The organism is Arthrobacter sp. 10T413_2 (genome assembly GCF_056394205.1).
Window position 1 is genome coordinate 1 of record NZ_JBFTHK010000143.1, and the last position, 11,352, is coordinate 11,352.

Annotated in this window: 11 protein-coding genes; 3 read left to right on the forward strand and 8 right to left on the reverse strand. The window is 66.4% G+C overall.

All coding sequences use genetic code 11. From position 1 onward, the window contains the following. Positions 1 to 156, reverse strand: a 156-nt coding sequence (locus AC1DBQ_RS17795) for a dephospho-CoA kinase (protein WP_476929787.1), incomplete at its 3' end; no start/stop codon positions are given. A 22-nt stretch (positions 157 to 178) separates the two neighbouring features. Between AC1DBQ_RS17795 and AC1DBQ_RS17800 the strand changes: the two genes are divergently transcribed. Both AC1DBQ_RS17800 and AC1DBQ_RS17805 read left to right on the forward strand, forming a co-directional pair. Further along, positions 179 to 880, forward strand: coding sequence for an IMPACT family protein (locus AC1DBQ_RS17800; RefSeq protein ID WP_476929779.1), 702 nt, complete (start codon positions 179 to 181; stop codon positions 878 to 880). Further along, positions 864 to 1,544, forward strand: a complete 681-nt coding sequence (locus tag AC1DBQ_RS17805; RefSeq protein WP_476929780.1) for a GNAT family N-acetyltransferase — start codon at positions 864 to 866, stop codon at positions 1,542 to 1,544. The genes AC1DBQ_RS17800 and AC1DBQ_RS17805 overlap by 17 nt, the downstream gene beginning before the upstream one ends. A 296-nt stretch (positions 1,545 to 1,840) precedes the next feature. Here AC1DBQ_RS17805 and AC1DBQ_RS17810 read toward each other — a convergent pair whose 3' ends face one another. From AC1DBQ_RS17810 to polA, 4 genes are all read right to left on the reverse strand, one after another. Next, positions 1,841 to 2,272 (reverse strand): VOC family protein, encoded by a 432-nt coding sequence (locus tag AC1DBQ_RS17810; protein WP_476929781.1) that lies wholly within the window; start codon positions 2,270 to 2,272, stop codon positions 1,841 to 1,843. A gap of 718 nt (positions 2,273 to 2,990) precedes the next feature. Next, a complete protein-coding gene (rpsA, locus tag AC1DBQ_RS17815; protein ID WP_476929782.1) occupies positions 2,991 to 4,466 on the reverse strand; it encodes a 30S ribosomal protein S1 in 1,476 nt (491 codons plus the stop codon). A gap of 259 nt (positions 4,467 to 4,725) precedes the next feature. Next, positions 4,726 to 6,012, reverse strand: a complete 1,287-nt coding sequence (locus tag AC1DBQ_RS17820) for a GNAT family N-acetyltransferase (protein WP_476929783.1) — start codon at positions 6,010 to 6,012, stop codon at positions 4,726 to 4,728. A gap of 105 nt (positions 6,013 to 6,117) precedes the next feature. Then, positions 6,118 to 9,024 carry a DNA polymerase I gene (gene polA, locus AC1DBQ_RS17825; protein ID WP_476929788.1) on the reverse strand — a complete coding sequence of 969 codons (2,907 nt, stop codon included), beginning with the start codon at positions 9,022 to 9,024 and terminating at the stop codon, positions 6,118 to 6,120. Here polA and AC1DBQ_RS17830 point away from each other — a divergent pair. Continuing rightward, on the forward strand, positions 9,023 to 9,487 hold the full coding sequence (locus AC1DBQ_RS17830) for a hotdog fold thioesterase (RefSeq protein ID WP_476929784.1): 465 nt from the start codon (positions 9,023 to 9,025) through the stop codon (positions 9,485 to 9,487). The genes polA and AC1DBQ_RS17830 overlap by 2 nt on opposite strands. A 71-nt stretch (positions 9,488 to 9,558) precedes the next feature. Here AC1DBQ_RS17830 and AC1DBQ_RS17835 read toward each other — a convergent pair whose 3' ends face one another. The 3 genes from AC1DBQ_RS17835 to AC1DBQ_RS17845 all read right to left on the reverse strand — a co-directional run. After that, positions 9,559 to 10,107, reverse strand: a complete 549-nt coding sequence (locus AC1DBQ_RS17835) for a dihydrofolate reductase family protein (protein ID WP_476929785.1) — start codon at positions 10,105 to 10,107, stop codon at positions 9,559 to 9,561. 92 nt (positions 10,108 to 10,199) lie between these two features. Next, the gene (locus AC1DBQ_RS17840; RefSeq protein ID WP_116765766.1) at positions 10,200 to 10,421 is read right to left on the reverse strand and encodes a hypothetical protein; all 222 of its coding nucleotides are present in this window, start codon (positions 10,419 to 10,421) and stop codon (positions 10,200 to 10,202) included. Further along, positions 10,418 to 11,352: inorganic phosphate transporter (locus tag AC1DBQ_RS17845; RefSeq protein ID WP_476929786.1), on the reverse strand; the 935-nt coding region annotated here is incomplete at its 5' end. The genes AC1DBQ_RS17845 and AC1DBQ_RS17840, both read right to left, overlap by 4 nt.

Here is an 11,352-nt window from a genome sequence, read left to right on the forward strand (position 1 = left end):
CGCTTCGACCACCCGCGCCAGCCCCGGCGTGCCGGGCTCCACGACGTCGCGGGCCAGGGCATCGGCGTCGACAAGCACCGCGCCGAGCTCCCGCAGGCGCGCCGCAACCAGTGACTTCCCCGACGCGATCCCGCCGGTCAACCCGATCTTCAACACCCCACAAGACTAAACTGAACCGGTGGAAGATGAGGCGGATTACCCCGAGAGCAGGACTTCCATTTACACCACCCTCGCCGCAGGGTCCCAGTTCCGGCACGAAATCGAGGTCAAGCGGTCCCGGTTCATCACCGTCCTTGCCCGCACGGCGGAAGAAGACGCAGCCCGCTCCGTCCTGGCCGGCCTGCGCAAGGAATTCCACGACGCGCGGCACCACTGCTTCGCCTTCGTGCTCGGCCCCGACCGGGACGTCCAGCGTTCCAACGATGACGGCGAACCGTCCGGAACTGCCGGCATCCCGATGCTGGAGGCGCTGCTCAAGCGCGAGACCGCGCCCGGCGTCGCCGATCTCAGCGACGTCGCCGCCGTCGTGGTGCGCTATTTCGGCGGCATCCTCCTCGGCGCCGGCGGCCTGGTGCGCGCGTACTCGGACTCGGTGGCCGGGTCGCTGGAGCTCGCGACCCTTGTGCGGCGCCGCCGGCTGCGGAYCTGTTCGGTGCGGGTGGGGCACGCCGGGGCCGGGCGGCTCGAGAACGACCTGCGTGCCGCGGGCTTTGTMATGGCCGAAACCCGTTACGAGGCGCAGACTACTGTCCTGAGGCTTGCGCTGCCGGACAACCCGGAGGAACTGGCCCGCGCCGCGGACCGGGTGGCCGCCATGTCAGCCGGCAGTGCGGCGTTGCTGCCCGGAGAAACGGAGTGGATCGATGTCCCCATCAGCTGAGCCGGTGCCCGCGGTCGAGCTGCTTGACGTCAGCGAGGCCGTGCTCGAACAGCTCCTGGAGCTCGCCCTCCGGGACGCCGACGCCGACGAGGTCACCCCGCCGCTGGGCGAGACCGCCGCCTGGAACACCGACCGGATCAGCTGGTTCCGCGAATTCCACCACGCCGCCGCAGCGGGCCTGGACGGCCCCGCGCAGCAAAAGAGCTGGGCCATCAGCTGCGACGGGCAACTCGCCGGTTCCGTCCGGCTGAAGCGCATAGGGCCGGCGCCGGGGTCGGTGGTGGGGACGGTGGAGCCGCTGKATGCTGGTACTGGCGCGGGTGGTACCCGCGGGGGTGGTACTGGCGGGGCGATTGAAACCGGCATTCAGCCCGCCGCTTCGCTGGACGATGCCCCTCAGACAGACAGTCTTGTTGCTGGCGGGGCGCTGGAGACCGGAATCTGGCTTGGCCGGAGCTTCCGCGGCCGGGGTGTCGGCCGCGAGGCGCTGCGGCTCGTGAAAGCCCTGGCCGCGTCTGCCGGAGCGAGTCATCTGGTGGCCGAGACCACGGCCGGCAACGTGGGTGCCATTGCGTTGCTGAAGTCCGCGGGTGCCGAGCTCGTCACTGGTGCAGCCTCGGCGACTGCCACCGTGCCGGTCAAGGGCACAATCCCGCTACCCTGACGACGGTGCACACCGCAGTCCGCCCGCGTTGMTTCCCACCACTGGACATGCCCTCCCGCAGCCAACCGGGCCACCACCGGACATGTCCCCCGCTGGCCGCGAGCAAAGCGCAGAATCCCCTCATGCCCACCCCACGCGCCCAGAACTGGACATGCCCTCCCGCAGCCAACCGGGCCACCACCGGACACGTCCCCCGCTGGCCGCGAGCAGAGCGCAGAATCCCCTCATGTCCACCCCACGCGCCCAAGACTGGACATGCCCTTCAGCGGCGAAGACTTAGTTAAGGCTCTACCGGGCTAGTGGGCGATTTCCCAGATGTGTCCGGCGGGGTCGCGGAAGCAGGCGGTACGGATACCCCAGGGTCGGTCGATGGGGCCGTTGAGCAGTTCAACCCCGCGGCGGGACAACTCCGCGCACATGTCGTCGACGTCGTCCACTTCAATGGTGAACTGTAGGCGGGCGCCAGCCTCTGCGCTGGCGACGGTTGCCGGTTGGATGAGTTCGGGGGCTTCGGAGATGTTGAGCAGATTGATCAAAGTGTTCTCGAACTTGAAGACTGCGGAAACGTCGTCTTCAAAGACGAGAGGAAGCCGGAACACATCCTCATAGAAGCTCTTTGTGGCGCCCAGGTCTTCTACAAATAAGGTGATGGCATGGATGCCCCGTGTCCACGGACCGACTCTTCCGCGTGAGCCCTGCGCTTCAATTGCCCCCGATGGCTCAGCCATGGAACTCCCCCTCGTCGTCGGCTGCGAAAATCTCAACCTGCAAAGTGTGGACTCAGGGGAGATCCGCCGTCAAGGATTCCACGCCTGCCGCACCTCGCGCACACGCCGGTCGCTCGCCGGCCGGGCAGAACACGTTGCTCCTCCTGCCGCTGGACATGTCCCTCGCTCGGGGCCAGGACTGGGCACAATGCCCATAAGTCCCCAAGCCCAAGAAATGAGCATGTCCCGAGAGGTGAGCTCCAAGAATGAGCATGTCCCTGGTAGAGCTGTCTAGGAAGCAACGTGCCTGTCGACAAGGCAATGCACCACCTCCCGGCMACCAGACATGTCCAGCGCTCGGTGCCAAGACTGGACACAATGCCCATATGTCCACTGGTGACGGCCAAAAATGAGCATGTCCCCGAGGGGAGGGCTCCAACAATGAGCATGTCCCGTGGTGACGCCCAAAAGTGAGCATGTCCCGTGGTGACGCCCAAAAGTGAGCATGTCCCGTGGTGACGCCCAAAAATGAGCATGTCCCCGAGGGGAGGGCTCCAACGATGAGCATGTCCTGTGGAGCGGGCAGCGGCGGAGCATGTCCACGGGAAACGCAAAGGTGGCCGCCCCCAAGGGGACGGCCACCTTTGCTGTGCATTCTGACTACCGCACCGTGACGGTGCAGCGTCGAGCTACAAACTGCCTGGACTCAGGGAGCGGACTCCGTGAGGACCGGGGGCAATTAGTTGCCGGTCAGCTTCTCGCGCAGAKCGGCAAGAGCCTCGTCCGAGGCAAGCGTGCCTGCACCGGCTTCGGTTGCAGCCGGCTCGGAGGAGTAGCTGGTGGTGCCGGAGTCGCTCTCGCCGGACGTTGCAGCTGCAGCGTCGTCGGCAGCGTGCTGGGCAACCTGCTTCTTGTGGGCTTCCCAGCGGGTCTGGGCGTCAGCGTACTGCTGCTCCCAGGCGGCGCGCTGCGTCTCGTAGCCTTCAAGCCACTCGTTGGACTCCGGGTCGAAGCCCTCCGGGTACTTGTAGTTGCCCTCTTCGTCGTACTCGGCGGCCATGCCGTAGAGTGCCGGGTCGAATTCGGTGCTGTCGGCGTCGACGCCCTCGTTGGCCTGCTTGAGGGAGAGGGAGATGCGGCGGCGCTCGAGGTCGATGTCGATGACCTTGACGAACAGCTCGTCGCCAACGGAGACAACCTGCTCGGCCAGCTCAACGTGACGCACGGCGAGCTCGGAGATGTGGACCAGGCCTTCGATGCCGTCTTCAACGCGAACGAACGCGCCGAACGGAACCAGCTTGGTGACCTTACCCGGAACAACCTGGCCGAGGGCGTGGGTGCGGGCGAAGGTCTGCCACGGATCTTCCTGCGTAGCCTTGAGCGACAGGGAGACGCGCTCGCGGTCCAGGTCGACCTCGAGAACCTCGACGGTGACTTCCTGGCCAACTTCGACAACCTCGGACGGGTGGTCGATGTGCTTCCAGGACAGCTCGGAAACGTGAACGAGACCGTCTACGCCGCCCAGGTCCACGAAGGCACCGAAGTTGACGATGGAGGAAACGACGCCGGGACGGACCTGGCCCTTTTCCAGCTTGTTGAGGAACGTGGAGCGGACCTCGGACTGGGTCTGCTCGAGCCATGCACGGCGGGACAGCACAACGTTGTTGCGGTTCTTGTCCAGCTCGATGATCTTGGCTTCGATCTGCTGACCGATGTACGGAGCGAGGTMGCGCACGCGGCGCATCTCGACGAGGGATGCGGGCAGGAAKCCGCGCAGACCGATGTCGAGGATAAGACCACCCTTGACAACCTCGATGACGGTACCGGTGACAACACCGTCTTCTTCCTTGACCTTCTCGATGTCGCCCCAGGCACGCTCGTACTGAGCACGCTTCTTGGAGAGGATCAGGCGGCCTTCTTTGTCTTCCTTGGTGAGCACCAGGGCTTCKACCTGATCGCCAACGGAGACGACGTCTCCGGGGTCAACGTCGTGCTTGATGGAAAGCTCGCGGGAGGGAATGACACCTTCGGTCTTGTAACCGATGTCGAGCAGAACTTCGTCGCGGTCGACCTTGACGACGGTACCTTCGACGAGGTCTCCGTCGTTGAAGTACTTGATGGTGGCGTCGACAGCTGCGAGGAAGTCCTCAGCGGTACCRATGTCGTTAATCGCGACTACGGGGGTACCGGGCTTCTCGGTGGAGGTGATGGTCATGTAGTAGGGGCTCCGTTGTGGATAGTTAGTCGGTCAGGCAAACCGCTGCGCCCGCATTATGGAATGCAGACGAAGAACACGGCATCTCAGCAGGTGATATGCCGGGTCATCCTGATTTTGTGGATTGTAGATGCGCGCACGTAGTACACGCCCGTTTAGTCTAGTCGTTTACGTCAACGCCGGTCAAAGCGCGCGGGGTCCTCCGCACGAACGACGCCGACGGCGGGAACTGCGCGAAGAAGTGCCTCAGGCCGTGCGGCTAGAAGTGCGTGAGGCAGTGCGGTGAGCGTTCGACGGCGAACATGAGCCTCGCGGTCAGGGCCGCCCCGGGCGCGTGCTCGGTAATTCGGCCGGCGGCCGTCAGCGTCACGGGACAGACGGCCCCCAGGTAGATGGACCCGAGGTCCGCGACGTCCAGCGACAACTCCGGCTCAGCATCCGGAGCGGGCGTCACCGTGGCCTCCCCGCCGCTGACTGCCAGGGCGAAGGTGCCMGCGGCAAAGCCGAGGCTGTCCCGGACGGCGAGGACCAGGGTCCCGTCGGCAGAGTAGCGCCGGGCGCCCAGGACGCGCAACGGGTCCAGGATGCGCAGCCACAGCATGTCGCGCTGGTCCGAGGACTCAACGCAGCGGGGGTCCTCCAGGGCCCAGGTCAGCGGGTCATCCACCGGCGCGTCCTGCCAGCTGATCCGTTCCACGAGGTCGATGCTGCCCAGGAACTGCCAGAGTTCCAGATAGGCGGCGTCGGTCGCCGCCACGAGATCCACAATCTCCATGGTGTACGGCTTGACGTCCCACCCGCCGAACTTATAGGAGACATACCCGTCCACGCTGCCCGCGGCGTCATAGTGCAGGGCACAGCGGATGGCTTCGTCTTCGCTGCCGTCGCGGCCGAGCGTGCCCGAGGACCTCAGCCGGTAGGCCTCCTGCCGCGAGATGGATCCGGGCATGGCGCGTTGGACCCGTGCGAAGACCTCGGGGGCCAGGTCAAGCAGGACCTTCCGGTCGGCGATCTCCACCGAACCCACCGGCTCGTGGCGGAGGCGGAAACGGGGCCCGGTGTCCACCTTGATGCTGCGCTCAAAGGTGGYCACCCCGTAGCCGAACCGTCCGTAGATGGACGCCTCCGAGGCGGTGAGCGCCGCCAGCGCGACGCCGTCCGCCTTGGCCGCGGCGAGGTCCTCGGTCATCATCCGCCGGAGCAGCCCCTGCCGGCGATGGGTCCCGCGCACCGTGACCGCGGTGACGAGCTGGGCTTCGAGCTGGCGGCCGTAGCCGATGTTCAGGTCCTTGCGCAGGGTGGCGAACGTGGCCACCGGAACGTCGGCCGACAGCGAGTGGGCCGCGACGCCGTCGGGCTGGTACACGCCGGTCATCTCACGGTTATCCACTTGGTACATGGCCATGATCTTGTCCACAAACTCGTCTTTGCGCGGTTCGTCGTAGAAGCCGATCCCGACTCCGCGCAGCCACGCAGTCCCCTGGGCGTAGTCTGCCGAGTCCTTCCCGACCGCCCGGAACCGCCTGAGCTCGTATTTTTCTGCCACGTGCTTCTCCCCCTGAGAATCCTGAATATCCTGAAAATCCGGCAGTCCCGGCAGAGCCGGAACGAAAACGTGCCGGAACGACACCCTGCCGGAACCGGTGAACCGTTAGTGCCCCGCCTCGTGCCAGCTGGACCCGATGCCAATCTGGACGTCCAACGGAACGCTGAGATCCGCGGCCGAGCCCATTTGCTMGGTCACGAGCTTCTCAACGGCCTCGCGTTCACCCTTGGCGACCTCGAGGACCAGTTCATCATGGACCTGGAGCAGCATCCGCGATTTCAGGCCCTGGCCAGCCAGCGCGCCGGAGACGCCCAGCATGGCTCGCTTGATGATGTCCGCCGCGGACCCCTGGATGGGCGAGTTCAATGCCACCCGCTCGGCGATTTCCCGCAGCTGCCGGTCCGTGCTGGTCAGGTCCGGCAGGTAGCGGCGGCGGCCCTCGATMGTGGCCGTGTAGCCGTCGATCCGGGCCTGGTCCACCACGCCGCGGAGGTAGTCCCGGACGGCGCCGAAGCGTTCGAAGTATTCCTTCATCAGCGTCCGGGCCTCGTCCACGGAGATTTCCAGCTGCTTGGAAAGCCCGAAGGATGTCAGCCCGTAGGCCAGGCCGTAGGACATGGCCTTGACCTTGGAGCGCATGGCGCTGGTGACCTCGGACGGCGGCACGTGGAAGATGTGAGAACCGACGTACCGGTGCAGGTCCTCACCCTCCTTGTACGCCTGGATGAGGCCGGGATCGCCGGAAAGGTGCGCCATGATCCGCATCTCGATCTGCGAGTAGTCCGCGGACAGGAGGCAGTCATAGCCCTCGGTCACCACGAAGATGCTGCGGACGCGCCGGCCCTCCTCGCTCCGGACCGGGATGTTCTGCAGGTTCGGGTTGTTGGAGGAGATACGGCCGGTGGCGGCTACATTCTGCGCATACGTGGTGTGGATCCGGCCGTCGTCGGCCACGGACTTCTTGAGGCTTTCCACCATTTGACGTAGCTTCGAGGACTCGCGGTGGGCCATCAGCTKCACGAGKAATTCATGGCCGGTCTTCTCCAGCAGCGTCTTGAGCGACGCGGCATCGGTGGTGTACCCGGACTTGATCTTCTTCGTCTTGGGCAGGCCGAGCTCCTCGAACAGCACCGTCTGCAGTTGCTTGGGCGAACCGAGGTTGACCTCGTGGCCGATGGCGGCGAAAGCCTGTTCCTGGGCGTTATCGATCACCTTGGCGAGGTCGKCGAGCTGTTCGTCCATGCGCTCCATGGAGACCGCGATCCCGGTGAGCTCCATCTGTGCCAGGACCCGGCTGACGGGCAGTTCAAGGCTCGTCAGAAGCTCTTGGGCCTTGCGCGTCTTCAGTTCCGTTTCGAAGTGGTGGCTCAGGGCGTGCACGACGGCGGCCTGCTGGACCAGCGCGCCGGCCGCGGCGCCGTCGTCCTCGCCGCCGAAGGCGAGTTCCAGCTGGCCGGTCTTGGCGGCCTCGGTGGATACGGTCATCTTGAGKTGGTGCTGGGCGAGTTCGGCGAGTTCGTAACTGCGCCGGTCCGGCTGGATGAGGTAGCCGGAGATCGCGGTGTCGTCCACCACGCCGTCGAGGCCGAGCCCGCGGGAGGTGAAGGCCTTGAGCGCCGGCTTGAACCCGTGGATGACTTTGGGGGCGCCGKGATCCCKGAGCCAGCCGGCCAGCACGGCGTCCGCCTCGGCATCCAGGCCGGTGAGCTCGATGTACGCGGCCGCGTCCTTGCGGACCACGGCAAGGGCTGAAGCGTCGTCCACGATCCTGCCGGGCGCGAATTCGACGGCGAGGGCGGACCGGAGCCCCGCGCCGGCGTCGAAGAAGGTCCGCAGCTCCGCCGCGGAGGTGAGGGTCGAGAACTCGGGAACCTCGATGCTGTCCGGTTCGCCTTCGACGGGCTCGTTGCCGTAGAGGGCGAAGAGCCGGGTGCGGAGCGTCTTGAATTCGAGGCGGTCGAAAATTTCCTCGATCGCGTCATGGTCCGGGCGCGGTTCCTCCAGGTCGTGAAGGGACACGGGGAGCTCGAGGTCCGTCAGGAGGCGGTTGAGCCGGCGGTTCCGCTTGACCGATTCGACGTGCTCGCGKAGGGCGTCGCCGACCTTCCCGCCGATCGAGTCGAGGTTTTCCAGGATGCCCTCGAGCCCGCCGTACTGGTTGATCCACTTCGCGGCGGTCTTGGGCCCGACGCCGGGCACGCCCGGAAGGTTGTCCGCCGTCTCCCCGACGAGCGCGGCGAGGTCCGAATAGCGCGGCGGCGAGACGAAGTACTTGGCCTCGATTGCTTCGGCGTCCATCCGGGGGATGTTGGTGACGCCCTGCTTCGGGTAGAGGACGAAGACGTTCTCGGTGATGAGCTGGAAGGTGTCCCGGTCGCCGGAGACGAGCAGGACCTCGAAGCCGGCCTCATCGCCCCGGGCGGCGAGCGTGGCGAGGATGTCGTCGGCTTCGAAGCCGGGCATCTTGACGGTCTTGATGCCCCAGGCGGTCATGACTTTTTCAATGAGGTCGATCTGGCCGCTGAACTCGCGGGGGGTCTCGTTGCGCCCGGCCTTGTAGCCGTCATACTCGGCCTTGCGGAACGTGGTGTCGTCGGAGACGTCAAAAGCCACGGCGACGTGCGTGGGGTTCTGTTCCTTGATGAGGTTGATCARCATGGACGTGAAGCCGTGGACGGCGTTGGTGTGCTGGCCGCTGGAGGTGKCGAAGTTTTCGGCCGGCAGGGCATAGAAAGCGCGGAAGGCCATCGAGTGGCCGTCGAGGACCAGAAGCCGCGGTTGGTCCGTGAGGGGCACCACCGGTGCCTGGGTCGCGGAGACCTCGGTCCCGACGCGTCGCGCCTTCCCCGCGGGCGTCGCGGCTTCGGTGACGGGCGGCTCGGCCACAAGGACAGAGGCTACGGCTGCGTCCGTGGCAGTGACAGCATCTGCGCCGGCGTCTGCGGAAGGCTCGGTCGCGGGGGAAGGGGCCGGTTTGGTAGTTTCACTCACAGGTGCCAGCCTAGTTCCCATGATGGACAATTTCACGCCGGCCCCCTACGCGGCCGAGCTTGCGGCGGCCGGAGTTCCCGAGGACATGCACGATTGGCTGGGCCAGTACGGCGTCGGCGCCCTCGTGGTGAAGATGGGGATCCACTTCCTTGAAATGAGTCCGGAGCGGACCGTGGCCACCATGCCGGTGGACGGGAACACCCAGGTGGCCGGGATCCTCCACGGCGGGGCACACGTGGTCCTGGCCGAGACCCTCGGGTCTTTCGYGGCCGGCCTGCACGCGGGACCGAACCGGCAGGCGCTCGGGATCGAGGTCGGGGCCACGCATCACCGGGCGATCTCCGCTGGCACCGTCACCGGGACGTGCACGGCCATCCACCTCGGCCGGACCCTCACGACCCACGAGATCGTCATGACGGACGAGCACGGCCGTCGGCTCTCCACGGCCCGGATCACGAACCTCATCCGCGATATCGCCGGGTAGGAGTTCACCGGGAGGCCGGTGGGCCGGTGGCACAGGCCGGTGGGCCGGGCCATCGCGCCGGATKGGCCCTGCTAGCTCCTGCCCGGGAAGCGGTAGCGCAGCTCCACGATGCCGCGGCCCATCGTGCGGGACGCGACGAGCTCCAGCGGCGGCGTCGGGCCGGTCATGGGCAGCAGCTGCTTGCCMCCTCCCAGCACCACGGGAATAACCKAGAGAATCAGTTCGTCGAGCAGCCCGGCGTCCGCGAATTGCGCGGCGAGGACTCCCCCGCCGACCACCCAGATGTTCCGGCCCGCGGCCTCATCCTTGAGGTCGTCCACGAACTCGCGGACGGCCCCGCGCACGAACGTCACGTTGGCGCCCTTCGGGGCGGAGTGCTCGTGGTGGGTGAAGACCCAGCAGGGCGTGTCCGGATAGGGCCAGGTACCCGGTTCGTGTTCCAGGAGCCACGCGTAGGTCTCACCGCCCATGACGATGCAGCCGACGTCGGCCAGGAACGCGTCGTAGCTGTCCTGCCCGCCCTCAAAGCCGTCAAACTGAAGCAGCCACGCCAGGTTGTCGTCATCCGTGGCGATGAAGCCGTCGAGGGAGGACGCCACGAAGTACTGGAAGCTCACCATGGCCCCAGCCTAGCCAATGCGGCGCCGGGTTCCCATCCCCGGGTCGCGCCGCCCGGAGAGGGTGCTGCAGCGGCCCGCGTGAGGACCGCGGCCTACTTGTGGAAGTAGGGAATKATCAGATAAAGGCCGAAGAGGACGGCGGCGCCGCACAGGGCGAAGCACGTGTAAGCGAGCGGGCGGGTCCACGACGCCGGCGCGTTCCGGACATCCCCCGCGATGGCCGTGAGCCGGACGCCGAGGGAATAGAGGACTACGACTGTGACCGCGGCCACAAGCGTGGCCCCTGCCACGCTGAACAGTTCCAACCACTTCATCGCTGGGCATCCCCGTTCTTGATCGCCTTGGCGGCAGATTTCTTCTTGCGGAACTGCACGGCCTGGCCCATTTCTTCGATCTCGACGGCGTTGTGGTGGCCCACATGGGATTTCCGCGAATGCACGAACATGTACGCCACGGCGGCGGTGCCGGCGGCGGCCGCGATGATGACTCCGACGACGCCGGTCTGCACGAGCACAKCCGTGAGGGCGCCCACGATACCGGCCGCCGGGAGCGTGAAGAGCCAGCCGAGGGCAATCCGGCCGGCGGTTCCCCACCGGACGGTGGTGCCGCGGCGTCCCATCCCCGAGCCGATGACGGAGCCGGAGGCCACTTGGGTGGTGGACAGGGCAAAGCCCAGGTGCGACGAGGCCAGAATGGCCGAGGCGGTGCTGGCCTCGGCGGAGAAACCCTGGGCCGGCTTCACTTCGGTGAGGCCCGAGCCCATGGTGCGGATGATCCGCCAGCCGCCGGCGTAGGTGCCGATCGCGATGGCGAGGGCGCAGGCAGTGATAACCCACCACTGCGGTCCGGAGCCGGCAGGCTGGGCGCCGGCCGAGATCAGGACGAGGGTGATGATGCCCATGGTCTTCTGGGCGTCATTGGTGCCATGGGCCAGTGCCACGAGGCTGGACGTAAAGATCTGGCCGGTCCGGRATCCGCCGCGCTTCTGGGTCAGCTTGTCGCCGGTTTCCGGGTCATGGCGTGACGTCAGGGCGTAGGCCAGCCGCGTGCACAGATAGGCCGCACCGCCTGCGATGATCGKGGCGAAGACCGCGGGAAGGATGACCTTCTGCAGGATCGATTCGAAGTTGATCGAGTGGATGCCGATGCCGGCGATTGCGGCACCGATGAGGCCGCCGAAGAGCGCGTGCGAGGAACTGGACGGCAGACCCTTCAGCCAGGTGATCATGTTCCAGAGAATGGCGC

Excerpts from the sequence above, each read along its gene's own strand:
- AC1DBQ_RS17810 (WP_476929781.1), bottom strand. The coding sequence starts at position 2,272 with ATGGCTGAGCCATCGGGGGCAATTGAAGCGCAGGGCTCACGCGGAAGA.